The organism is Arthrobacter agilis (assembly GCF_030816075.1).
GTDB classification, from domain to species: domain Bacteria; phylum Actinomycetota; class Actinomycetes; order Actinomycetales; family Micrococcaceae; genus Arthrobacter_D; species Arthrobacter_D agilis_E.
Window position 1 is genome coordinate 2,696,456 of the sequence record NZ_JAUSXO010000001.1, and the last position, 23,233, is coordinate 2,719,688.

At 71.5% G+C, this 23,233-nt stretch carries 20 protein-coding genes; 8 read left to right on the forward strand and 12 right to left on the reverse strand.

Annotated elements, in window-relative coordinates:
* The first annotated feature begins 22 nt into the window (after positions 1 to 22).
* Together QFZ50_RS12565 and QFZ50_RS12570 are read left to right on the forward strand one after the other, a co-directional pair.
* The gene (locus QFZ50_RS12565) at positions 23 to 673 is read left to right on the forward strand and encodes a GNAT family N-acetyltransferase (RefSeq protein ID WP_307084633.1); all 651 of its coding nucleotides are present in this window, start codon (positions 23 to 25) and stop codon (positions 671 to 673) included.
* A gap of 48 nt (positions 674 to 721) precedes the next feature.
* The gene (locus QFZ50_RS12570) at positions 722 to 3,166 is read left to right on the forward strand and encodes a DEAD/DEAH box helicase (protein WP_307084635.1); all 2,445 of its coding nucleotides are present in this window, start codon (positions 722 to 724) and stop codon (positions 3,164 to 3,166) included.
* A 123-nt stretch (positions 3,167 to 3,289) separates the two neighbouring features.
* Here the strand turns inward: QFZ50_RS12570 and QFZ50_RS12575 are convergent, their stop codons facing one another.
* The 7 genes from QFZ50_RS12575 to ssd all read right to left on the reverse strand — a co-directional run bounded on the left by QFZ50_RS12575 (position 3,290) and on the right by ssd (position 9,282).
* Entirely contained in the window at positions 3,290 to 3,535 is a 246-nt protein-coding gene (locus QFZ50_RS12575; RefSeq protein ID WP_307084637.1) for an Rv3654c family TadE-like protein, read from the reverse strand.
* A gap of 131 nt (positions 3,536 to 3,666) precedes the next feature.
* Entirely contained in the window at positions 3,667 to 3,990 is a 324-nt protein-coding gene (locus QFZ50_RS12580; protein WP_307084639.1) for a TadE family type IV pilus minor pilin, read from the reverse strand.
* A 116-nt stretch (positions 3,991 to 4,106) separates the two neighbouring features.
* Entirely contained in the window at positions 4,107 to 5,039 is a 933-nt protein-coding gene (locus QFZ50_RS12585; RefSeq protein WP_307084641.1) for a DUF4244 domain-containing protein, read from the reverse strand.
* A gap of 373 nt (positions 5,040 to 5,412) precedes the next feature.
* Positions 5,413 to 6,138 (reverse strand): hypothetical protein, encoded by a 726-nt coding sequence (locus QFZ50_RS12590; RefSeq protein ID WP_307084643.1) that lies wholly within the window; start codon positions 6,136 to 6,138, stop codon positions 5,413 to 5,415.
* Positions 6,138 to 6,917, reverse strand: coding sequence for a type II secretion system F family protein (locus QFZ50_RS12595; RefSeq protein WP_307084645.1), 780 nt, complete (start codon positions 6,915 to 6,917; stop codon positions 6,138 to 6,140). Before QFZ50_RS12595 ends, QFZ50_RS12590 begins: the two co-directional genes overlap by 1 nt.
* Positions 6,914 to 8,089, reverse strand: coding sequence for a TadA family conjugal transfer-associated ATPase (locus QFZ50_RS12600; RefSeq protein WP_307084647.1), 1,176 nt, complete (start codon positions 8,087 to 8,089; stop codon positions 6,914 to 6,916). The genes QFZ50_RS12595 and QFZ50_RS12600 overlap by 4 nt, the downstream gene beginning before the upstream one ends.
* A 131-nt stretch (positions 8,090 to 8,220) precedes the next feature.
* On the reverse strand, positions 8,221 to 9,282 hold the full coding sequence (gene ssd / locus QFZ50_RS12605; RefSeq protein ID WP_307084649.1) for a septum site-determining protein Ssd: 1,062 nt from the start codon (positions 9,280 to 9,282) through the stop codon (positions 8,221 to 8,223).
* A gap of 104 nt (positions 9,283 to 9,386) precedes the next feature.
* Here ssd and QFZ50_RS12610 point away from each other — a divergent pair, with 104 nt between their 5' ends.
* Positions 9,387 to 11,081, forward strand: a complete 1,695-nt coding sequence (locus tag QFZ50_RS12610) for a bifunctional 3'-5' exonuclease/DNA polymerase (RefSeq protein ID WP_307084651.1) — start codon at positions 9,387 to 9,389, stop codon at positions 11,079 to 11,081.
* A gap of 8 nt (positions 11,082 to 11,089) precedes the next feature.
* On the opposite strand, the gene QFZ50_RS12615 is transcribed toward QFZ50_RS12610, so the two are convergent.
* The 3 genes from QFZ50_RS12615 to QFZ50_RS12625 all read right to left on the reverse strand — a co-directional run bounded on the left by QFZ50_RS12615 (position 11,090) and on the right by QFZ50_RS12625 (position 14,109).
* Complete coding sequence (locus QFZ50_RS12615; protein ID WP_307084653.1) at positions 11,090 to 11,794, reverse strand: NUDIX hydrolase; 705 nt, start codon at positions 11,792 to 11,794, stop codon at positions 11,090 to 11,092.
* On the reverse strand, positions 11,787 to 12,590 hold the full coding sequence (gene nth, locus QFZ50_RS12620; RefSeq protein WP_307084655.1) for an endonuclease III: 804 nt from the start codon (positions 12,588 to 12,590) through the stop codon (positions 11,787 to 11,789). The genes QFZ50_RS12615 and nth overlap by 8 nt, the downstream gene beginning before the upstream one ends.
* Positions 12,591 to 12,651: 61 nt before the next feature.
* Positions 12,652 to 14,109 (reverse strand): hypothetical protein, encoded by a 1,458-nt coding sequence (locus QFZ50_RS12625; protein WP_307084657.1) that lies wholly within the window; start codon positions 14,107 to 14,109, stop codon positions 12,652 to 12,654.
* Between the two features lie 240 nt (positions 14,110 to 14,349).
* On the opposite strand from QFZ50_RS12625, the gene acs reads away from it, so the two are divergent.
* Positions 14,350 to 16,308, forward strand: coding sequence for an acetate--CoA ligase (acs, locus tag QFZ50_RS12630; protein ID WP_307084659.1), 1,959 nt, complete (start codon positions 14,350 to 14,352; stop codon positions 16,306 to 16,308).
* A gap of 78 nt (positions 16,309 to 16,386) precedes the next feature.
* Here acs and QFZ50_RS12635 read toward each other — a convergent pair whose 3' ends face one another.
* Positions 16,387 to 16,809 (reverse strand): organic hydroperoxide resistance protein, encoded by a 423-nt coding sequence (locus tag QFZ50_RS12635; protein ID WP_307084661.1) that lies wholly within the window; start codon positions 16,807 to 16,809, stop codon positions 16,387 to 16,389.
* Between the two features lie 118 nt (positions 16,810 to 16,927).
* On the opposite strand from QFZ50_RS12635, the gene QFZ50_RS12640 reads away from it, so the two are divergent.
* From QFZ50_RS12640 to QFZ50_RS12655, 4 genes are all read left to right on the forward strand, one after another.
* Positions 16,928 to 17,512 (forward strand): TetR/AcrR family transcriptional regulator, encoded by a 585-nt coding sequence (locus QFZ50_RS12640; protein ID WP_307084663.1) that lies wholly within the window; start codon positions 16,928 to 16,930, stop codon positions 17,510 to 17,512.
* 101 nt (positions 17,513 to 17,613) lie between these two features.
* On the forward strand, positions 17,614 to 18,939 hold the full coding sequence (locus tag QFZ50_RS12645; protein WP_307084664.1) for an MFS transporter: 1,326 nt from the start codon (positions 17,614 to 17,616) through the stop codon (positions 18,937 to 18,939).
* A 7-nt stretch (positions 18,940 to 18,946) separates the two neighbouring features.
* Positions 18,947 to 19,459, forward strand: a complete 513-nt coding sequence (gene aroQ / locus QFZ50_RS12650; protein WP_307084666.1) for a type II 3-dehydroquinate dehydratase — start codon at positions 18,947 to 18,949, stop codon at positions 19,457 to 19,459.
* Between the two features lie 56 nt (positions 19,460 to 19,515).
* On the forward strand, positions 19,516 to 21,456 hold the full coding sequence (locus QFZ50_RS12655) for a dipeptide ABC transporter ATP-binding protein (protein ID WP_307084669.1): 1,941 nt from the start codon (positions 19,516 to 19,518) through the stop codon (positions 21,454 to 21,456).
* Positions 21,457 to 21,462: 6 nt separating this feature from the next.
* Here the strand turns inward: QFZ50_RS12655 and QFZ50_RS12660 are convergent, their stop codons facing one another.
* On the reverse strand, positions 21,463 to 23,064 hold the full coding sequence (locus tag QFZ50_RS12660) for a reverse transcriptase family protein (RefSeq protein ID WP_307084670.1): 1,602 nt from the start codon (positions 23,062 to 23,064) through the stop codon (positions 21,463 to 21,465).
* Positions 23,065 to 23,233: the final 169 nt, after the last annotated feature.

Below are 23,233 nucleotides of genomic sequence, written 5' to 3' on the forward strand. Positions count from 1 at the left end.
GCCGAGAACTAGGGTTCAGCACATGGGCGCACAAGTAGACCGAGAACTCCTCCGGACATGGATCACAGGATGGTCAGCATGCCGGGGCTACGAGCCGCACGACGACGGCCGCACCACCTCCGTGCTCCTGACGGACCAGCAGGACCAGACGGAGCACTTCCTCTTCGAGCCCTCCACGGAGCAGTTCCTCGACGTGGCCGCCGAGACCCGGCAGGACCCGATGCGGGTGCTGACCGTCGTCACCAGCCGCATGCAGGAGCTGATCGATGCAGCCGCCCCGCTCCGGATGCGCGTGACCGACCGTCAGCAATCCCTGATGAGGGTCGACATGCACGGGCAGGACGTCGAGGACCCGAGGGCGCCCGGCGACGACTTCGTCCTCGGGCGCATCCGTGACGGGGCGTGCCGCCGCGTCACGGTGCACTCCCATGGGCGCCTCGCGGCCCGGGGATCGGTGTCCGCGGTCGGCGAGTACGCGGTCTACGACCGGATCGTCACCGAGGAGGAATTCCGGCGGAGAGGACTCGGCAGCTACGTCATGCGCGCCCTCACCGCCGGGGTCCTGGAGGACGACGTCACCACCGGGCTGCTCATGGCCTCCGCCGACGGGCGTGCGCTGTACGAGTTCCTCGGGTGGCAGCACCTGATCGATGTGTTCGTCATCAGAGGATAAGCATCGTTTCCAGCGTCCCTGCCCGCACGCCGATGGGAGAATGGCGGCGTGGCTGCGCACGACTCCCTGATTCCCCTGCTCGGGGGCGGACCCGACCCTGAGCAGCTGCTGCATGTCCGCGAGATCCCGGCGCGGGATGCCGAGCACGCGCCGTGGCCCGAATGGGCCCACCCCGACGTCGTGTCCGCCTTCGCGGCCCGCGGTGTGCATGAGCCCTGGCGCCACCAGGTGGAGGGCGCCACCTCCGCCCACGACGGAGTGCACACCATCGTCGCCACGGGCACCGCGTCCGGGAAGTCCCTCTGCTACCAGTTGCCGGTACTCGACGAGATCCACCGCAGCGAACTGGCCAACAGGGCCACCCTCGCGCCCAACGGATCGGTGGCGCTCTACCTCGCGCCGACCAAGGCGCTGGCCGCGGACCAGCTGTCGGCCATCAACGCGCTGAAGCTGCCCACCGTCCGGGCCGACACGTACGACGGCGACACCGAGTCCGGTGCGCGGCGCTGGATCCGCGACCACGCCAACCTGGTCCTCGCCAATCCGGACATGCTCCATTACGGCATCCTCCCCAACCACACATGGTGGGCGCGTTTCTTCCGGCGGCTCAAGTTCGTGATCATCGACGAGGCACACAGCTACCGGGGGGTGTTCGGGTCCCACGTCGCGAACCTCCTGCGGCGGCTCCGCCGGATCTGCGCGAGCTACGGGGCGCACCCCGTGTTCATCGGTGCGTCGGCGACCTCGGCGGCACCCGCCGCCTCCTTCGGCCGGCTGATCGGTGCTCCCGCGCGGGCCGTCGACGAGGACTGCTCACCGCACGGTTCCACCACGGTGGCCTTCTGGGAGCCGCAGCTCACCGGCATGAAGGGCGAGAACGGTGCCCCGTCCCGGCGGACGGTCATCGCCGAGACCTCGGACCTGCTCGCGAATCTCGTCTCCTCGCAGGTGAGGACCATCGCGTTCATCAAGTCGCGGCGTGGGGCGGAGAGCATCGCGCAGACCACCCGGCGGATGCTCGAGGACGTGCATCCGAGCCTGCCGCACCGGATCGCCGCCTACCGGTCGGGCTACCTGCCGGAGGAACGAAGGGCCCTCGAATCATCCCTGCGCAGCGGCGAGCTGCTGGGCGTGGCCAGTACCTCCGCCCTGGAACTCGGGATCGACATCTCCGGACTCGATGCCGTCCTCGTGGCGGGGTGGCCGGGGACCCGCGCTTCCCTCATGCAGCAGATCGGCAGGGCCGGGCGGTCCGGTCAGGACGCCATCGCCGCCTTCGTGGCGAGCGACGATCCCCTCGACACCTACCTCGTGCACCATCCGGAGGCCGTGTTCGACCTCGCCGTCGAGGCCACTGTCTTCGATCCCTCCAATCCCTACGTGCTCGGTCCGCACCTGTGCGCTGCGGCAGCCGAGCTGCCTCTGACGGAGGCGGACCTCGACCTCTTCGGGGCGACGTCCGAAGCCCTGCTCGGCACCCTGTGCGAGCAGGGCTTCCTGCGGCGCCGGCCCGCCGGCTGGTTCTGGACGCACCCCCAGAGCGCCGCCGCGATGGTGAACCTGCGCGCCGACGGCGGCGGGCCGATCAACATCGTGGAGGCGGACTCCGGTGCCCTGCTCGGGACGATGGACTCGCCCCAGAGCCACTACCAGGCACATCCTGGTGCGGTGTACGTCCATCAGGGGCGTACGTACGTCGTCCAGGAACTCGACGAGCAGGACCACTGTGCCGTGGTGGCCCGTGCCCATCCGGACTACTACACACAGGCCCGGGACGTCACGCAGATCGAGGTGATCGGCCGGGATGTCAGTGCGTTGTGGGGAGGTGTCCTCGCGAATTTCGGTGACGTGAAGGTCACCACCCAGGTGGTGTCCTTCCAGCGCAAGGCCTTCTCGTCCAACGAGATCCTGGGCGAGGAACCGCTGGAGCTCGAGGCCCGGGACCTGTTCACGAAGAGTGTGTGGTTCGAGATCAGCCCCGAGTTGCTGGAGGCCGAGGGGATCCTCGCGGAGGAGCTTCCCGGAGCGCTCCACGCCGCCGAGCATGCCGCGATCGGGCTGCTGCCGCTGGTCGCCTCGAGTGACCGGTGGGACATCGGCGGTGTGTCGACCGCACTGCATGCCGACACGGGCCTGCCGACCATCTTCGTGTACGACGGGCACCCGGGAGGCGCGGGATTCGCCGAGCGTGGGTTCGAGGCGGCCCGCACCTGGCTGTCGGCGACGCGCGACGCCATCGAGGCATGCGAGTGCGAGTCCGGCTGCCCCTCGTGCGTGCAGTCACCGAAATGCGGGAACAGGAACAATCCGCTGAGCAAGGGTGGCGCCGTCGCGGTGTTGTCCCTCATCCTCAATCAGGCCGCGGGTGCTTCCACCGGCGGCGACCTGTCCGACGTCGCACCGGGGCCGGGAGACGGCGACGGGGCGGGTGCCTCCGTCGCGGCTGCGCGGCCCGCCGCCGCTGGCCGCGGCGGTGCATCGACGGGCGGCTGAGTCCTTCTCCCGGCGACGATCGACGCAGCCGTCCTCGCCGTCCCAGGTCTGTTCCGTGGGCTGTCCGTCGTGGGCCGCCTCGGCCGGTCGACGGCCCTGCGCCGGCCCCGTCGCTCGCCCTGTTCACGGCGGTGGCCCCGCCCTCGCCGCGCCGACCGCGTCCGGCAACAGGCCGCGCCCGTCGACCGAGACCCGGATCATGGCCGTCCCGGACCCCGTGGTCCCGACAGAACACGCCCGCATCACCGCACCATGCTGCCGCGCGACCACCTCTGCGGCCCTGCAGGGGTCACCGGGTGTGAGGCCCCTGGCGACGTCCGCCGCCGCCAGTGCCGCCAGGTCCGCTGCGGTCGCAGCTTTTCGACGCACCCGCGGCGGCCTGCAGCAGGAGGGCCGCGGAGGCGATCAGGAGTAACGCCAGCAGTGCCAGTCCCGCCATCAGCAGCGTTCCCGCACCTCGCTCCGGATCCGGCCGGTTCCCTGCGCCCCGGGGTGCCTGCTTACCCACGGTGTTCCTCCTTCCCTGATGCCGAGGCATGCAGTTCGATGTCCAGCAGTTCGACGACAGGGCCCTCGACCGTCGATCGCACCTCCACCGTCGTCCACCCCGATCCGGACATGACCCGGACCGATGCATGACGTCCCGCGAGCCGCTGGACCGTCTGTTCCACGGACTCGCTGTTCTCGCCCCGCATGACCTCCCGGGCGCCGGCACGGGCTGCCTCCTCGAGTCGGAGCTGGACGGCACCGACCTGCGCGGTGCCGATCAGGAGCGCGAGCAGGACGACCAGGACGGGGAGCACGACGGCGACCTCGGCGGTCACCGAGCCCTGCTGCCCTCGCTCCGGCTGCGACTGCGGCCGGAGCTGCGGCCTGAGCTGCGGCCCAGAGGATGCACCGGCGTCACCTTCGCGCACGGACCTGCCCGGGCCGCCGTGCATCAGCCGAAGTTCAGCGCGGAGGTGATCAGGGACATCAGGAGTCCTTTGACCTCCCCGCTCGACAGGACGGCGACGAGAAGCGCGGCGAACCCCACCGCGGCGAGTGTGGCGATCGCATATTCGGCAGTCGCCATTCCTGCTTCCGCCTCCGACGGGTCCCGCCGATGGCGGATCGCCCTCTGGTTCGATCTCCGGCGCCGCGTCTCTGCGCGTCTGGCTGCACGGTCATCGACAGGTGTCGCCCCCGGCGAGATCCCGGCGGTGGTGCCACGCGTGGTGCTGCTCCCTCCTTCACTGCCATACGCGGATGCCCCGCCAGCCCCTTCGACGGTGCCGGCCGCGGGGTTGCTCCCGCCTGCACTGCCATACACCGACACCCCTCCGACCCCTCCGGAACTGCCAGCCGCGGCACTGCTCCCCTCCTGCACGAGCACTCGCACTCGTACTACCACTTCCTGCACGACCACCTCCGGTACGGCCGCCTGCACCGACCGGGTGAACCGGGAGGAGCCCGTCCGGGAGATCCTGTGACGGCGGGACCACCGAGAGGGGCGCCATGGGACAGGCACCTCCGGCGTGGTCGAGTGTTCCTCCCGGCGTCGCCCGCGCCGCGCCCCGTCGTGGAAGCGTGCTCCTTCCGATCGGACCCGGATCGCCGGCTGCGGCTCCGCTCGGATGGGCGCCGGTCGTCCGAGGGATATCGTCCCCGAAGCCGACGCTGACGCCACTCGGATCCCCGAAGGACTGGTCCTCCACCGTCCCGTTGCGCGATCGCATTGCCATGACATCTCCTTCGTCGACGCGGAACCTGATCCACGTGGGGTGAGCGACGGTCGCCGCTCCCCTACTCTGGCGCTGTCACGCCGGGCACCGGGCGGTGGATCCGGGTAAGTGGATAACCCCGCCACTCGCGGCATCGGCAGGAGAAACATCCGTCATCCCGAGCAGCCTGCGAGTCCGGGGAATCCGGGGAACCAGAACCGCCGGAGAACCAGCGAACCCAGAACAGCCCGAGCAGCCGGGGAACCAGCGAACCCAGAACAGCCCGAGCAGCCGGGGAACCAGCGAACCCAGAACAGCCCGAGCAGCCGGGGAACCAGCGGACCCAGAGCAGCCCGAGCAGCCGGGGAACCAGCGGACCCAGAGCAGCCCGAGCAGCCGGGGAACCAGCGGACCCAGAGCAGCCTGAGCAGCCGAGGAATCTGCAGAACTCCGGGGCCGGCCGGAATCGGCCGGCGGAGCAACCGAGGCAGGTCCGGACGATGTCCCTGGATGACCTTCCGCTGAAGCGCTTTTGAGGTAGGGCTAGAAGACCGGCAGGAGACCGAGGACGACGGGTATCACCCCGAGGCAGATGAACGCCGGCAGCGAGCACAGCCCGAGCGGCAGCACGAGTCGCACGCCCAGCGCGGCGGCCATCCTGTCGATCTCGCGATTCCGCCGTCGTCGAAGCTGCGCGGCGTGCGCGTGCAGGAGTGCCGCCGACGGCGCGCCCGTGGTGGTGGCGAACCGTAGACCTTCCCGAATCGCCGCGACGGTCTGCGCCGGAGAGTGCCCGGCGCGACCGCGGCGCGGGACGTGCAGCGCCCCGCCGGACCCACGGCGCGGGACGAAGAGCACCTCGCCGGGCCTGCGGCGACGGTGGCCGGACCACGCGCCACCGGCGGGACTCCCCGGCGATCCCCCTGCCTGCACTCCCCCCGATGTCGACATCGGCTCCGACACCGGCTCCGACACCGACTCCCACGCCGACTCCCACGAAGCCCCCAGGAGCCGTGCTGCGCAGACCCGCTCCAGGGCTGCCCCCACGCCGGGTTCGCAGGCGTCGGCAACGACCGACAGGGCGCTCTCGACCGATGCTCCGGCGGCGACCATCGCACCGAGCAGGTCGAGCATCAAGGGGGCATCGCGGAGACCCTGCCCCTCCACACCGCCCTCGGCTGCCCGGTTTGACCCCGGAGCGCGTCCCGAGGAAAGCATGAGGACGGCCGATCCCGCGGCGAGCAGCAGGGCCACCGAGACCCCCGCCATCACGGCGCACCCCCTTCCGCATGGCGTACGAGGCGGCGTGACCAGATGCGGGAGGCCATCATGAGCAGGACGCCCGCGGCGAGAGCCGACCGCCCGGGGAACGACCCCAGAAGGATCTCCAGGGGATTCAGCCCCAGCGCGAAACCGAGTGCCAGCCCGACGACCGGAAGCCACGCGAGGAGGACGACCGTGGCACGCGGCCCGGCCAACGCCGTCTCCCGCGCCGACAGACCATCGAGGTCGGCATCGAGTTGCGCGGCGTACTGTTCGAGGATCCCCGCCAGGGGTGCTCCGCTGCGCTCGGCGACGATCAGGCACCCCGACAGGTCGACCCACAGACGGGCGAGCCGTTGATGCGACTGCCCCCGCGCGGTCGGATCCGTGACCCGCCCCGTCGCCTCGCGCAGGGCATCGGGAACGCTCAGGCCCAGCTCGGCCGCCCGGCGCGCGGTGGCGATCACGGGGAGCGCCGCGCTCGCGAAGGTGGTCGGGGCATCGCCATAGACCCGCTCCATGTCCGCCCAGAGGACGTGCGCCGGGCGTCCCGCCCGGAGGAGCCCTGCGAGTTGGTGGACGAACAGCGGTAGCTCATGCAGGTCGACGGCACGTCCCCTGCCGGGATTGCGGGCCCTGCCGCGGCCATGCCCGGAACCGTACGGAGGCCTGGATCCGACCTGGCGAACGACTGCCACCCCGGGCACCCGGCCCGGCGCTGCCCGGGGCAGCGCGAGGATCAGGCACGCGGCCGCCAGCAGGAGGGCGACGACCACCCCGGTCATGGCGCCGAAGGGGCAGCGTGCCGCGCACCGGGTACCGACGCGACCCCGGTCCAGCCCACCCGACGGGCGAAATCCTCCCAGCCGGCAGCACGACGGCAACCCGCTCCGGAGTCCGTCAGGACGGGTCGGACGGTCAGTGCGGCACCCCGCCCCAGCTCGAGCAGGCCGATGCTCTCCACCCGCCGACCACGAGCATCCCGCACGAGGTGCACCACCACGTCGAGGGCGCTCGCGGCCTGCAGTGCGAGGGCGTCGGCCGTCAGCCCCGCGAGCGCTGCGAGCGCACTCAGTCGGGCCGGCACGGCCTCGGCGGAGTTCGCATGGAGGGTCGCTCCGCCGCCGTCGTGCCCCGTATTCATGGCCGCCAGCAGTTCGCGCACCTCCGCACCCCGGCACTCGCCGACCACGAGGCGGTCAGGCCTCATCCTCAGGGCCTGCCGGACCAGTTCGGTGAGGTCGAGAACCCCGGCGCCTTCGAGGTTGGCATGGCGGGACTGGAGCCCCACGGTGTGTGGATGGTCGGGGTTGAGCTCGGCGGCATCCTCGACCAGCACGACACGCTCATGAGGGCCGGCCAGTCCGAGCAGGGTGGAGAGCAGGGTGGTCTTGCCGGTTCCGGTCGCACCGCTGATGAGGAAGTTGAGGCGGCTTCGCATCATCAGGGTCAGGGCCTCGGCCGTCATGGCCGCCACCGTTCCGCCCGCGGCGAGTTCCGCGAGGGAGAACACCCGCGGACGCCGGATCCGGATGGACAGCAGGGTGCCCGACGTCGAGATGGGCGGAAGGACGGCGTGGATACGCAGTCCGTCGAGGCGGACATCCACCGCCGGGCATCCGTCGTCGAGTCGCCGCCCGCCTGCGGCGACGAGCCGGACGGCCAGGGCGCGGACCTCCTCGTCCGTCGTGAAGAGCCGACCGATCCGCTGGAGGCCGGTGGCGCCGTCGACCCACACCTCGCCGGGGCCGTTGACGAGGATGTCCGTGACGGACTCCTCGGCGAGGAGGTGCTCCAGCGGGCCCAGCCCCTTCAGTTCTGCCCTCACCCGGTCGACGGCCGAGAGCGCGCCCTCCGAACCGAGCAGTCGTCCGCTGGATCCCACCGCATCGGCGAACGCAGCCCCTGTCGGGCGGAGGTCCCCGGCCAGGACGGCCTTGCGGACGGCGTCCACCATCGAAACCGCCTCCGGGTCGCGTAACGGCAGCGGGCCGGTACCGGTCCGATCTCCTCCGCCGGATCGCGCTGGGGTCATCCCGAGGAGACGCACCTGCCGCCGCGTCGTCCCGTCCGATCCGCCGTCGCTGCTCATCCTGTGTTCTCCAGCCCGGCGCAGACGGTACGGACGACCTTCCGTACCCTGCGTGGCAGGGCGAAGCCGAGCATGCTGCCACCGGCCTCCGCCGCCGCGGCCCCGCGCACGACGGGCAGGTACGGCAGCGGATCCGTCCTCCCGGTGAGCTCGGCCACGTGCCATGCGTCCAGCCCGTCGAGCACCGGGCCGCGCAGCACCACCGTGACGGGTACGGAGCCGTAGGCGGACAGGACATCGTCCACGGCCGCGACACTGCGTGGCCGGGACGGCACGAGCAGCACGAGGTGGTCGCAGGAGGACGACAGCGAGCGGTCGACGGGGTTCCTGCCGCCGAGGTCCACGACGCTCAGGTCGAACGCGCCCCGCGCGGCGTCTAGGACGGCGGTCGCGGATGCCATCCCCTCGCCTCCGTCCGCTGCACCGGCGGAGTGGGACAGCACCGAGAGGTTGCCGTCGGCCGGCAGCGCGGACCTCAGCTGTGCCGCATTCAGTGTTCCCCGAAGCTCCCGCAGGTCGCTCCAGCGGACCCCCGGACGCTCGTCGAGACCCAGGGCGAGATCGAGTCCACCGGCCAGCGGGTTGCCGTCCACCAGCAGGGTGGCTCTCCCCTGCTGCGCCAGGCTGCGCGCGCACCAGAAGGCGAACGTGCTGGCGCCGCACCCGCCGGCCGCGCCGAGGAAGCCGACCACCGATCCGCCGGCTGCGGGGTTCAGGCGTCCGGCGAGGTGTTCGGCGAGCCAGCCGGCGCCCTGCGGCAGGACGACCACCCGCGACGACGCGAGGTTCGCCGCGGCACCCCAGATCCTCGGCTCGTCGTCGGACGCGCCCACCACGATGACCTCCCGGTGCCCGGTCGACCCTCCCTCGGCCTGGTCTGGCCCGACGAGCAGCACGGCCGGGTCCAGGGACAGGGCCTCCCCGAGTCCGCCGACGAAGGCCGGGGCGACCCCGGCAGCCGCGCACGCCCGTGCCACCTGGTCCTGCACGTACTGGGAACCGCCCGCGAGGACCACGGGCCGCCGTCGGGCGTTCGGTGTCCAGGCCTGGTCCCTCATGCACCCAGCGTCGCGACACCCGCTCCATCGGTCCCCCGCGCCCGCCGCTATGTGGACAAGGAGCGGATTGAAGGAATGACACCGCCACCGCCGAGAATATGGACATGTACATCGCCGTGGCACCGATGCCGCCCCATCGGGGCGGGGGCATGGTGGCGCTCCAGAGCCTGGATGCCCGCGGTGCGCCGATCGGCGATCCGGTGGTGGTGGACCGGGCCGGCTTCACCGCCGCCGTCGCGGAAGCCGAGGTCCGGCGGCCGCGCTGGGTCTGGGAGGGCACGCGCCGCTGGTATCCCGACCTGCTCTCGGGCGGTGTCACGGTGGACCGCTGCTGGGACCTGACCCTGACCCGCGCCATCCTCGCGCACGCGCCGGCGTGCCGTCCCTCCCCGTACATCGACTCCCTGCGGGCGACGGCGCAGACGGACGACGGGACGGAACCGGCGCGGGTCTCGCTGCCGCCGCTTCCGGCCGCGCCGAACCAGCAGTCGCTGTTCGACGAGCCGCAGGGCGTGGCGGGTCCGTTCCTCGACGACGTCGTCGGGCAGCTGGGCGACCAGCTGGCCGCCGTCGCCGGCGCCGCCGACGCGGGGCGCCTCAACCTGCTCGTCGCGGCCGAGTCGGCCGGGGCCCTGATCGCCGCCGAGATGGAGTTCTGGGGCCTCCCCTGGCGCCGGGACATCCATGAGGAGCTGCTGGAACGGAGCCTCGGCCCGCGGCCGGCGGACGGCGCCCGCCCCGCGGAGCTGGAGCGGCTCGCCGGCGAGCTGCGGGCCGCTCTGGGGAACCCCGCGCTCAACCCGGATTCACCGCAGGACGTCCTCCGTGCACTGCACCGGGCAGGGATCGAGGTGAAGACGACCCGGTCCTGGGAACTCGAGCGTCAGCAGCACCCGGCGATCCTGCCGTTGCTGGCCTACAAGAAACTGTCGCGGCTCCTGACCGCCAACGGCTGGAACTGGCTCGATACGTGGGTACACGACGGCCGTTTCCGTCCGGAGTACGTGGTCGGTGGCGTGGTCTCCGGACGCTGGGCATCACGCGGTGGCGGAGCCCTGCAGATCCCCCACCAGGTGCGCGACGCGGTGAGACCGGACGAGGGCCACGTCTTCATCGTCGCCGATGCCGCGCAGCTCGAGCCGAGGGTCCTGGCCGCCCTTGGCAGGGATTCGGCGCTCGCCTCCGCGGCCCGGGGCCGGGACCTCTACCAGGGCATCGCCGACCAGGGATTCGGTGGTGACCGCGCGAAGGCGAAACTCGCCATGCTCGGCGCCATGTACGGGGCCACCAGCGGCGAGTCCGGCCGACTGATGCCCCAACTGACCCGCGCCTACCCGCGCGCCATCGGGGTGGTCGAGGCCGCGGCGCGGGCCGGGGAGGCGGGCGAGGGCGTCTCGAGCCACCTCGGCCGGGGATGCCCGCCCGCGTCGGAGGACTGGCGGGCCCGGCAGCGCACGACGACGGCGGAGGAACAGCGCAGGGCGGACGGCGCAGCACGGGCCCGCGGCCGCTTCACGCGGAACTTCGTGGTGCAGGCCTCGGCAGCGGAGTGGGCGCTGTGCTGGCTCGCCGAGGTCCGCCGTCGCCTCGCCGCGAGCACCATCCCGGAGCCGCGGAGCCGTATCGCCTTCTTCCTCCACGACGAGGTGGTGCTGCACGTCCCGGCGGACCGGGCGGAGGAGGCCGGAGCCATCCTCGACGATGCCGCCCGCGCGGCGACCCTCCTGATCTTCGGGGACATCCCGCTCGAGTTCTCCATCACGACCGTCACGGTCTCCTCCTACGCCGACGCGAAGTGAGGCTCGGCTCACAGGGGTGCCGGGATCTCCAGCGACCGGTCCCACGGCCGTGTCCAGCCGAGCCCGTCGAACACCGCGTCCAGCAGCAACGCCGTGAACCCCCAGATCACGGCGTCCGGCGTGATGAAGGCCGGTGTCCGGCTGACGAACCCGTTCCGCCGCACCACGGCCGTCCGTCGGTGTGCCGGGTCGAGGAGCAGGCTCACGGGGCTCCGGAAGACCGCCTCCGATTCCGCCGCGCTCACCGCGTGCACGGGTGACTGCTCCGCCCACCAGCCGACGACAGGCGTGACCAGGAAGTTGCTCACGGGGAGGCCGACCTCCGGCAGCGCCCCCACGATGTCGATGCCGGCGGGATCCAGTCCCGTCTCCTCCTGCGCCTCGCGGAGGGCCGCCGCGCCCTCGTCCGCGTCCTCCGGGTCGATCGCGCCGCCCGGGAACGCCACCTGGCCCGGGTGGTTGGACAGGGACGCCGATCGCATCACGAAGAGGATGTCCAGGTCGTCGCGGTCGAAGCCCGCGGTCTCGGGCGCGGATGGAGCGCCCTCGCGGACGCCGAAGAGGATGAGCACCGCGGCCCGGCGGCTTTTGGCGGGATCCAGCCTGGCGAACTGCCACCCCCCGGGCTGGACGAGGGCCGACCCGGAGGCGACCTTCTCCGTCACCCAGGCGGTCAGCTCGTCGTACGCCGTTCCGACCGGGGGCCTAGGCACCCAGGCCGTGCCCGGCGTCTCGGAGTTCGGCACGGGTTCGTCCGGCACGCATGAGCTCCAGCAGGTCCTCCCGGCCCGGCGCCAGTTCGTACTTGAGCAGTTTCGCGGCCTTCATCGGGTCGGTCTCCCCTTCCCCGAAGGACGGACACAGGGCGGCGACCGGGCACACGGCACATGCCGGCTTCTTGGCGTGGCAGATCCGTCGTCCGTGGAACACCACGTGATGGGACAGCATCGTCCAGTCCTTGCGGTCGAAGAGGGCCGCGACGTCCATCTCCACCTTCACCGGGTCCTCGGAGGTGGTCCACCGGAACCGGCGGGCCAGCCGCCCGAAATGGGTGTCCACGGTGATACCCGGGACACCGAACGCGTTCCCGAGCACCACGTTGGCCGTCTTGCGCCCGACACCGGGCAGGGTGACGAGGTCCTCGAGACGGGCGGGGACCACGCCGTCGAACTCGTCGACGATGCGCCGGGACAGTGCGAGGAGGCTGTTGGCCTTCGCGCGGTAGAAGCCCGTCGGCCGGATGATCTCCTGCAGTTCGATCTCGTCTGCTTCCGACAGGGAACGCGCATCCGGGTAGCGCTCGAACAACGCCGGCGTGGTGAGGTTGACCCTCACATCGGTCGTCTGCGCGGAGAGGACGGTCGCCACGAGCAGCTCGAACGCGTTCCGGAAGTCGAGCTCCGCCACCGCGTACGGGTAGGTCTCACCCAGGATCCTGTTGATCTTCCGCGCCCTGCGCTTGAGCGCGACCGGTGACTCCTCCTCGACCCTGGGTTTCCTGCCTGCCACGAACGTGTCTCCTTCTCAGCGGTACTTCTCGGACCACCCCGGGCTATGGCAGGGGCAGGGCTCAGTCGCGGGGGGCACGCTCGATGTTGCGCAGGTCCCGCAGGATGCCGACGGCACCGGTGCGCTTGTCCTGGACCAGGAACTCGCTGCCGCGATCCTCGATACCCACTTCCCAGTCTCCGGGCTGCAGGCGGAAGACCTCCCGGCCGGTCTGCTCGTCGTAGACCGGCCGCTGGGAGCCGACGGCGAACCAGAACGCTTCGACGACCGCTTCCTCGTCGGCCGAGCGGGTCGCCGTGATGGGTTCCTGCCGGGACTTCTCCTCGACGGACGCATCGGCAGCCGCGTGGTTCCGCGTCGCGTCGTCCCGGACGACCTCGTGGACGCGCGTCGCCTCGGACCGGGCCGCATCGGGCTGCGCGGGGGTGGAGGTGGCGGAGGAGACGGCGGAACCGTCGGTAGCGCCGTCACCGGAGGAGGAGCCGACGGCGTGGGCGCCCGTCTGGCCGGCCGCCGACCGGTCGTCGGCCCGGGCCTCGCCTGCCGGAGTACCGGACGAGGTCGCGGTACCGGACGCGATCGGGGTCGAGGTCCCGCGTTCCATGCCGGACTGGCCGGCTGCAGCGGCACCGGCACCCACGGCGCCCGCCCCGCCCGCGCCGTACAGGCCGGCACCGTTCTGGCGGACACCCGCGGCAGCCGGGTTGACTTTGGCCGGGCTCGGTTCGTCCGTGTCACCGGGAACCGATCCGGTCTCCCCCTGCGGCGCGGGCTTGGCCGGCTTCGGCGGACGGGGGCGCGCAGGGGTGATGGGACGGGCCGCCGTACGGGCGGGAACCTCGGGACGGTCCGCGAAGTCGTCCTTGAGGACGGGCAGGAACGGCGCGACGACGGTCGCGGCCAGCATGCCGAGAGACCCGATCAGCGCGACCAGGGGCCCGACCTGGTAGGCGGTGGCGGTCTGCAGGAAGAAGAAGGTCGCGGCCAGGACCGAGGCGACCGAGGCGAACTGGTCGACGGACAGCGACCCGACCCGGAGCCCCGAGCTCCCCAGCCGGCGGGCTGCGAGCAGTGCGAGTGCGATGACGGGCAGCAGGATGCCGATGCCGATGAAGAAGAGGGACGCGCTGCTCCAGAAGTTGGTGTAGAGGACCCTGCCCCCGATGAAGGGCAGCAGTGTGCCGATGAAGACGAGCGCCACGCCTCCCCCGAAGATCAGTTCCCGCAGGGTGAACGGACCCGCGACGGCCTTGCTCGCGCCTTCCGGAGCGTCCGCCGTCGTGGTGTCCGACCCCGGAGTCCCGGCGACCGTCGTGCCCGAGGCCGATGGGTCGGACCCCGTCGTGCCGGTCACGGACGCACCGTCGCCGTGCACGGAGCCGGGCCGTGCTCCCGCCGATGCGACGCCGGTGGCGCGCTTCCCCTCGGATGCTTCGGTCATGGTGTACTCCCGTTCGTAGCGCTCATCGCCGGCAGCCATCGGCTGCAGGTCGTGGATACCTCCTTCCACCCTAGCCACCGGCCCGCGCCTTCTCCACCGACGACGGGCGGGGATCCGCACCGCTCGCCGCACAATCACCCCAGCTCGGCTAGAGGCTGTGACGACGGGCACACAGGGCACGGAGAACTCGGTAGTGTTCCCTTGAAGCACGCTGGTAGGCGTGCCGACGAGCGCGCCGACGCGCGGTCGCCCCACCCGGCGTCGTGCGTCCCGTCCGTCACCGACCACGTCATCGATCACGTCACAAAGGGGTAGAACATGAGCGCCGATCGCCAGGGCGACGCCTTCGAGAACCTGCTGCACGAGGAGCGCCGCTTCCCGCCGAGCGAGGAGTTCGCCGCGAACGCCGTCGCGCAGCCGTCGCTCTACGACGAGGCACGCGAGCAGGGCACCGAATTCTGGGCCAGGCAGGCACGCGAACTGCTCACCTGGGACCAGGACTTCACGGAGACCCTCGACTGGTCGGATGCCCCGTTCGCCAAGTGGTTCGTCGGCGGAACGGTCAACGCCGCGTACAACGCCCTCGATCGCCACGTCGAGGCCGGCCTCGGCGACCGCGTCGCGATCCACTTCGAGGGCGAGCCCGGCGACACCCGCACGATCACCTACGCGGACCTCACCCGCGAGGTCAAGAAGGCCGCGAACGCCTTCGAGTCCCTGGGCGTGCAGAAGGGCGACCGGGTCGCCGTCTACCTGCCCATGATCCCCGAGGCAGTCGTCACGATGCTCGCCTGCGCACGGATCGGCGCCGTCCACTCCGTGGTCTTCGGCGGCTTCTCGGCGGACGCCCTGCGCAGTCGCATCGACGACGCCGAGGCGAAGCTCGTGGTCACGTCCGACGGCACGTACCGCCGCGGCAAGCCCAGTGCCCTCAAGCCCGCAGTCGACGGCGCCCTCGAGCGGGAGGGCCACACCGTCACGAACGTCGTCGTCGTCCGGCGGAACAACGAGCCCGTCGACTGGACCGAGGGCCGGGACCTCTGGTGGCACGACGTCGTGGACACGGCCTCCGACGAGCACACCGCCGTCGCGCACGACGCCGAGCACCCCCTCTTCATCCTCTACACCTCAGGGACCACCGGGAAGCCGAAGGGCATCCTGCACACCACCGGCGGGTACCTCACGCAGACCGCGTTCACGCACCGCAACACCTTCGACCTGCACCCCGAGACGGACGTGTTCTGGTGCACGGCGGACATCGGCTGGGTCACCGGGCACAGCTACGTCGCGTATGCGCCGCTGGTGAACGGCGCCACGCAGCTCATGTACGAGGGGACGCCGGACACCCCGCACCAGGGGCGCTGGTGGGAGCTCATCGAGAAGTACAGGGTGTCCATCCTGTACACCGCGCCCACGGCCATCCGGACGTTCATGAAGTGGGGCCGCGACATCCCGAAGAAGTACGACCTCTCCTCGATCCGGGTCCTCGGGTCCGTCGGCGAGCCCATCAACCCCGAGGCGTGGATGTGGTACCGGGAGGTCATCGGCGGCGGCAAGGCCCCGATCGTGGACACCTGGTGGCAGACGGAGACGGGTGCGCACATGATCGCCCCGATGCCCGGGGTGATCTCGACCAAGCCGGGCTCGGCGCAGGTGGCGGTCCCCGGCATCGCCATCGACGTCGTCGACGAGATGGGTGCCTCGGTGCCGGACGGCTCGGGCGGCTACCTGGTCATCCGCGAGCCGTGGCCGGCGATGCTCCGCGGCATCTGGGGTGACCCGCAGCGCTTCAAGGACACCTACTGGTCGCGCTTCGACGCGATGTACTTCGCAGGGGACGGCGCCAAGAAGGACAGCGACGGCGACATCTGGCTCCTCGGCCGGGTCGACGACGTCATGAACATCTCGGGCCACCGCCTCTCGACCACCGAGATCGAATCGGCCCTCGTGAGCCACCCGTCGGTCGCCGAGGCCGCCGTCGTCGGAGCGACCGACGAGACGACCGGTGAGGCCGTCGTCGCGTTCGTCATCCTGCGGGGTTCCGCGAAGGACGACGACGACATCGTCACGACCCTGCGCAACCACGTGGCCAAGGAGATCGGCCCCATCGCGAAGCCGCGGAACATCCTGGTGGTCCCCGAACTGCCGAAGACGCGCAGCGGGAAGATCATGCGCCGCCTGCTCAAGGACGTCGCGGAGGGCCGGGAGGTCGGCGACGCGACCACACTGTCCGATCCGACGATCATGCAGCAGATCGCCGTCTCGCTGCGCAAGTAGCGGACATACCGCGCTCCGGAGGAGCCGGAGACACGAGAGGCCCCCGCGGAAGCGGGGGCCTCTCGTGTCCGTACGGGGTCAGCCGATCGTGGCGTCGACCGTGACCTCGATGTTGCCGCGCGTCGCGTTGGAGTACGGGCAGACCTGGTGTGCCTGCGCGACGAGCGCGTCGGCCGTCTCCTGGTCCACCCCGCCGATCTCGGCGTGCAGGGCGACGGCGAGCTGGAACGCGCCGCCGTCGACAGGGTTGATGCTCACCTCGGCGGTGACAGCGGTGTCGCTGATCTTCGCCTTGCTGCGGCCCGCGACGAGCTTCAGGGCACTGTGGAAGCAGGCGGAGTAGCCGAGGGCGAAGAGCTGCTCGGGGTTCGTCGCCCCACCGGCGCCGCCCATCTCCCTGGGCACCGCGAGGTCGACGACGAGCTGTCCGTCGTCGGTGTGCGCCTTGCCGTTGCGTCCGTCGCCCGTCGCCGTGGCCACTGCCGTGTACAGAGCACTCATGCGCATCCAACCTTTCTCCGGGGGTGCCTTGGTCGGCCACCCGCTTCCTAGTAGACTAACTAGTAACTCTACAGCGGCGCAATTCGCCGGCTGTCCTCCGACGACGAAGATGGGAAGCATGATGGACGCCCCCCTGCCTGTCCGCGAACGCCTCCTCGCCTCGGCCACCCGGCTCTTCGAGGAGAACAGCATCCGCTCGGTCTCCGCCGACAAGGTCATCGCCGACGCCGGTACCACCAAGGTCACCTTCTACCGGCACTTCCGGTCGAAGGACCAGCTCGTGGTGGCGTACCTCGATGCGCAGCTCGAACGGCTGCAGTCCGCCCTCGACACCGAGCGGGAGACCGGCCGGGACGCCTGCGCCGTGCTGCTCCGGCTGGCCGCCGCCAACGGGGACGCCGCCTGCCGGCCCGGATTCCGCGGGTGCACGTTCATCAACGCCGCCGCCGAATACCCCGCGGAGGGCAACGTGGTCCGCGCCGCCGTGGAGCGGTACCGGTCCTGGCTGCACGGCGTCGTCGCCGGCCTGCTGGCGGAGCTGGGCGTGGACCGGCCCGATGCCGTGGCGGACCAGCTCATCATGCTGCGCGACGGCGCCATGGTCCACGGATACATGGGCGATCCGAGCGCCGTGACCGAACAGCTCACGACCGCGGGGCGGGCCATCATCGCCGCACACCTCCGCACGCCCCTGCCGGCCTGAGGCGGGGGCCACGACGCCGGCAGGCGCCGGAGGCCGAACCTCCGATGTGACGTTCGTCCTGAAAAGTGGCCCCCCGGAGGACGACGGAGGATGATTTCAGCGTGTCCACTACCGTGCAGCAGCCCCCCGTCTCGAATCCGCGCATGGCCCGCCGCGTCGCCGGAGCCTCGTTCGTCGGCACGGCCCTCGAGTCCTACGACTTCTACGTGTTCGGCACCGCTGCCGCGCTCGTCTTCAACACCGTGTTCTTCACCGAGCAGGATCCGCTCGCCGGGACGCTCTCGGCGTTCCTGGTCTTCGCGATGGGCTTCGTCGCACGCCCCCTCGGCGCGATCCTCTTCGGACACCTCGGCGACCGGATCGGCCGCAAGCGCACCCTGATCTGGACCATCACCCTGATGGGACTGGCGACAGGCACCGTCGGGCTGCTGCCCGACTACAACACCATCGGCGTCTGGGCGCCGATCATCCTGACGGTGCTGCGGCTGCTGCAGGGCCTCTCGCTCGGCGGTGAGTGGGGTGGCTCGATCCTCATCGCGACCGAGCACGCCGAACCCCGCAAGCGCGCGCTCTACGCCTCGATCCCCCAGCTCGGATCCCCCGTGGGCACCATGCTGATCTCGGCCATCTTCCTGGTCCTCGCCGTCGTGGCCCCCGAGGTCATGACCACCTGGGGCTGGCGCATTCCGTTCCTGCTCGCCTTCCCCTTCCTCGCGGTCGCGATCTACCTGCGGCTCGCCATCGACGAGACGCCGGTGTTCAAGGAGACGAGCCGCAGCCACGCCCTCCCCCGCGTCCCCTTCCTCGAGGTCCTGAAGTCCCAGCCGGCCGCCATCGTGATCGCCATCGCCTCCGCCGTGCTCGGCATCGGCTCCTACTTCCTGATGGTGACCTACACGCAGGCCTATGGGACCGACACCCTCGGGCTGTCCCAGGCGACGGTGCTGAACGCAGCCCTCGTGGGTTCCCTCCTGCAGCTCGTCACCATCCCGGCGTTCGGCTACCTGGCGATGCGCATCGGCTCGGCGAAGGTGGTGGCGGGCGGCGCGCTCGGGACGGCCCTCATCGCCTTCCCGCTCTACTGGGTCATCAGCATCGCCACCGAGCCCCTCTACATCGCGGCGATCATCCTCGGCGGCATCCTCCCGACGGCGAGCTGGGCCGCGCTGGGCGGGCTCATGGCGGACATCTTCAAGCCGGAGACGGCGTTCACCGCGCTGTCCTTCGCCTACAGCATCGCCGCGATCATCGCCGGCTTCGCGCCCTCCATCACGCAGCAGTTCGGCATCGTGACGGACGGCGCGTGGTGGCACCCCGGCGTCGTCCTCGCCGTCATGAGCCTCGTGACGGCGGTGGGCGCGTTCGGCGCGGTGCGGCTGCGGGCGCGGCTGGCCGGTCCCGTGGCCGCCCCTGCGCGTGCGGCATAGTTAGGGCATGACCCAGCGCACGCCCAGCATCCTCGTGATCAACGGACCGAACCTGAACCTGCTCGGCACGCGGGAGCCGGCCGTGTACGGGACGGCGACGCTCGACGACGTCGTCCGCCTCGCCGCGGACACCGCGCGGGAGCGAGGGTGCAGCACCACGGCGATGCAGTCCAACCACGAGGGCGAGATCATCGACGTCATCCACGCGGCGCGCTCGACGTCGGACGGGATCGTCATCAACGCCGGCGCCTTCACGCACACCTCGATCGCCATCCGGGACGCCCTCACCGGCGTCGGGCTGCCGGTGGTCGAGGTGCACATCAGCAACGTGCACCGGCGCGAGGGGTTCAGACACCACTCCTACATCTCCGGCGTGGCCGACACCGTGATCGTCGGCGCGGGGATCGACGGCTACCGCCTGGCCGTCGACCACCTCGCCCGCCGGCTCGTCATGGCCGCCGACGCCGCCGAAGCCGCCACGGACGCCGACACGGGCGCCGCATCGTTCCCGAAAAGTTAGCGTAGGCCGCCGCCGCACGGACGGCTCCGGGTCCTCCCATAGGGCACGATGGTGCTATGACGGACATCACTCCCGCCGGAAGCGCGGCCACCCAGCCCGAGAACCCCGACGCACCCCTGCTCGAGGTGCGGAACCTGGCGGTGAGCTTCCGGACCACGCACGGCGAGGTCCGCGCGGTCGAGGACGCGAGTTTCAGCCTCAAGCGCGGCAGCGCGCTGGCGATCGTCGGGGAGTCGGGCTCGGGCAAGTCGACGACGGCGATGGCATGCATCGGCCTGCTGCCCGGCAACGGCCGGGTGACCTCGGGCAGCATCCTGTTCGAGGGCCAGGACCTCGCGACCCTGCCGGAAGCGAAGATGCGCTCCATCCGTGGCCGCGCGATCGGGCTCGTCCCGCAGGACCCGATGTCGAACCTGAACCCGGTGACGAAGATCGGCACGCAGGTCGCCGAGACGCTCCTGGTCCACGGCATGGCCACCAAGAAGAACGTCAAGCAGCGGGTCATCGAGGTCCTGACCGCCGCCGGGCTGCCCGACGCCGGCGAGCGCGCGAAGCAGTACCCGCACGAGTTCTCCGGCGGGATGCGGCAGCGGGCGCTGATCGCGATCGGCCTCGCCTGCCAGCCGCGGCTCCTGATCGCCGACGAGCCGACGTCGGCCCTCGACGTCACGGTGCAGCGCACCATCCTCGACCAGATCGAGACGATGACCGAGCAGCTCGGCACGTCCGTCCTGCTCATCACGCACGACCTCGGCCTCGCCGCGGAGCGGGCCTCGCAGCTCGTCGTGATGCACCGGGGGCGCGTGGTCGAGACCGGACCGGCCGAGCAGCTGCTCAACGATCCGCAGCACCCCTACACGCAGTCGCTCGTCCGCGCGGCGCCGAGCGTCGCCGCGGTGCGGCTGCGGCCCGGTGCCTTCACGGCGGATGCCGCCTCGCGCCTGAAGCTGGCCGAGGCCGTCTTCGCCGAGCACGAAGCCGGGCACGAAACCTCCCACGACGCCGGGCACGACGGCGGGCATGAAACGTCCCACGACGCCTCCCATGAAACCGGGCACGACGGCGGGCATGAGGCCGGACCTGCAGCGGCGGGCGCGCATGCAGCGACGTCGGCGTCGGACCGGCCGGTCCGGGCCGCCGGGGCCACGGGGTCCGCCGGGACCACCGGGACCGCCGGCCAGCCCGTGCACGCCGCGCCCCCGAACATCGTGGAGATCCGCGACCTCACGAAGATCTACAAGCGGCGCGGGAGCAAGGAGGACTTCTACGCGGCGAAGAACGTCACGCTCGATGTCCCGCGCGGCCAGACCGTCGCGATCGTCGGCGAGTCGGGCTCGGGCAAGACCACCACCGCGCGGATGCTGCTCAAGCTGATCGAGCCGACGTCCGGGACCATGACCTTCGACGGCATGGACGTGGCCACGCTCGACAAGGCGCAGCTCAACGACTTCCGCCAGCGCGTGCAGCCGATCTTCCAGGACCCGTACTCCTCGCTGAATCCCATGTTCACGATCGAGCGCATCGTCGAGGAACCGCTCAACGCCTACAAGCGCGGCTCGAAGAAGGAGCGCGCGGCACGGGTGCGGGAACTGATGGACCAGGTGTCCCTCCCGCAGAACGCCCTGCGGCGCTACCCCGCGGAGCTCTCGGGCGGGCAGCGGCAGCGTGTCGCGATCGCGCGTGCCCTCGCCCTGCAGCCCGAACTGATCGTGTGCGACGAGCCGGTCTCCGCGCTCGACGTGCTCGTGCAGGCGCAGATCCTCAAGCTCCTCGGCGACCTGCAGTCCGAGCTGGGCCTGAGCTACCTGTTCATCTCCCACGACCTCGCCGTGGTGCGCCTCATCTCGGACTACGTGTGCGTGATGAAGGACGGTGAGCTGGTGGAGGCCGCCAGCTCGGAGGAGGTCTTCCAGAACCCCCGGCACCCGTACACCCGCAGGCTGCTCGCCTCCATCCCGGGCAACGAGCTCAAGATCGACGAGGACCTCGCGTCCTAGGGCGGCTCACCAGCTGATCCGCTCGAACGCGTCACGCAGCTTCTGCCCGCGTGACGCGTTCAGCGAGGACACCCAGGCGATACGCCCCTCGAGGTGGGCGCGGAACCCGCTCCGGCCGCGCGCCTGCGACGCCGGCCCGTGCAGCGTGCAGTTGTGCAGGATCGCCTTCAGCGCCTCGTACTCCGTCCGGGTGACGTTGGGATGCGCGTTGACGACGACGCCGGTCACGGTCTGCCGCACGCCGCTTCCACGGACGCGCGTCTTGTGGGGATTCACCGCGTGACCCTCGTCCGTGACGATGCGCTCCACGCCCCGGACGAAAGCGTCGGCGCGCCGCGCGAAGGCCGCCGGACCGCTGAACGCGAGGTCGTCGGCGTACCGCGTGTACACCCCGCCCGATGCTTCGGCCCAGCCGGTGAGCCGCGCATCGAGTCGTCGCACGGCGAGGTTCGCGAGGGCGGGCGACGACGGTGCCCCCTGCGGCAGGTGGGCTGCCCGGAGTGCCTGCGCGAGACCGGAGCGCTCCCCGGCGGTGCCGCCGTCGGGCATCGACCGGAGAACGGCTTCCGGCACCGAGTGGGTGCAGAGCCCGGTCAGGGCGTGGGCGGTGGCCTCCGGGTAGCCCGCCTGCCGGAGCACGCCGAACACCCGGCCGGGCGGGACGCGGGCGAAGAACGAGACGAGGTCGAGCGTGATCACGACGGCGCAGCCGGTGTGCGGCGTCGCCCCGGTGCGCGCGCTGCGCCCGGGCACGAAACCGTGGGCCGCGGGATGCAGCGGGATCGGCAGGAGCAGCCGGTCGAGGACGCGGCGCTGCACCGTCCGGAGCCGGATGCCGGGCACCTCGAGGAGCCGCGGGACGCGCCCCGGCCGGGAGCGCCACACGTACCGGTAGTGCTGCAGCGGCGGCCCGGCCCGGTGGTTCCAGTGCCGCGTATCGGCGAACCAGTCGAGCTCGCCCGGCGGCAGCCTCAGGTCCCGGGAGAGCCAGGCGAGGTCCCTGGACTCCTGCTCCACAGGGCCCTCTGCCTCGAGGGCGGGTGCGTGACCGCGCGCAGCGGCCGGTGCGTCCGGTTCCCGCACGAGGTACTGCGCCGGGACGATCGGCCGGCCGGCGGCCCGCGCCGTCGAGACGGCGTCGGTGAAGACCGGTTGCGCCTCGATCCAGCGGGCCAGTTCCCGGGGTGCCCCTCCCGGCCTCCGCGGATACCCCGTCAGCGTCGCTCGCACCAACGGGCCGAGCCACCGCCGGCGGGCGCCGAGCACCGCCGCGCCCGCCCGCACCAGGTCCTCACGCTGCCAGCCGGACGCGTCGAGGAACGCGTGTGCGAGGAGGAGAGCGAGTCCGGGGGCGTCCGGACCGGGTATGCGGGCGAGGACGTGGGATGCCGGCGTCGGCGGGTGGGATGCGGTCTGCCGGGGGGTGCGCTTCCCCGGAGCCTGCGCGTCGGCGCGCCCGTGGCGCCGGACCTCGCTCCCAGTGGAGCGCCGGCCGTCGGTGGTTCCCCTGCCGTCTGCTGCCGTGCCGTCCGTGGCTCCCCCTCGGCTCGTCGGACCCGTGCTGCCGTGCGGACGGATCCCGGCCGACCTGTCCTGCTGTTCGGGCACTGAGCTGCGCGGAGCGCAGTCGGGTGCCTGAGGCGCCCTGTGCTGGTCGGTCTGCGTGCCCCGGGGTAACCCCGGAGAGGAACGCGCACTGCGTACGCGCACCGCCTCGGCCGGGATCCGTCCGGGCCACCCTAGCAAGGCGAGCGTGGCACCGCGGCGTCATGGACTG

Excerpts from the sequence above, each read along its gene's own strand:
- QFZ50_RS12565 (WP_307084633.1), top strand. The coding sequence starts at position 23 with ATGGGCGCACAAGTAGACCGAGAACTCCTCCGGACATGGATCACAGGA.
- acs (WP_307084659.1), top strand. The coding sequence starts at position 14,350 with ATGAGCGCCGATCGCCAGGGCGACGCCTTCGAGAACCTGCTGCACGAG.
- QFZ50_RS12600 (WP_307084647.1), bottom strand. The coding sequence starts at position 8,089 with ATGGTGGACGCCGTCCGCAAGGCCGTCCTGGCCGGGGACCTCCGCCCG.
- QFZ50_RS12640 (WP_307084663.1), top strand. The coding sequence starts at position 16,928 with ATGATGGACGCCCCCCTGCCTGTCCGCGAACGCCTCCTCGCCTCGGCC.
- aroQ (WP_307084666.1), top strand. The coding sequence starts at position 18,947 with ATGACCCAGCGCACGCCCAGCATCCTCGTGATCAACGGACCGAACCTG.
- ssd (WP_307084649.1), bottom strand. The coding sequence starts at position 9,282 with ATGAGGGACCAGGCCTGGACACCGAACGCCCGACGGCGGCCCGTGGTC.
- QFZ50_RS12590 (WP_307084643.1), bottom strand. The coding sequence starts at position 6,138 with ATGGCGGGGGTCTCGGTGGCCCTGCTGCTCGCCGCGGGATCGGCCGTC.
- QFZ50_RS12610 (WP_307084651.1), top strand. The coding sequence starts at position 9,387 with ATGTACATCGCCGTGGCACCGATGCCGCCCCATCGGGGCGGGGGCATG.
- QFZ50_RS12585 (WP_307084641.1), bottom strand. The coding sequence starts at position 5,039 with ATGTTTCTCCTGCCGATGCCGCGAGTGGCGGGGTTATCCACTTACCCG.
- QFZ50_RS12595 (WP_307084645.1), bottom strand. The coding sequence starts at position 6,917 with ATGACCGGGGTGGTCGTCGCCCTCCTGCTGGCGGCCGCGTGCCTGATC.
- QFZ50_RS12635 (WP_307084661.1), bottom strand. The coding sequence starts at position 16,809 with ATGAGTGCTCTGTACACGGCAGTGGCCACGGCGACGGGCGACGGACGC.
- QFZ50_RS12655 (WP_307084669.1), top strand. The coding sequence starts at position 19,516 with ATGACGGACATCACTCCCGCCGGAAGCGCGGCCACCCAGCCCGAGAAC.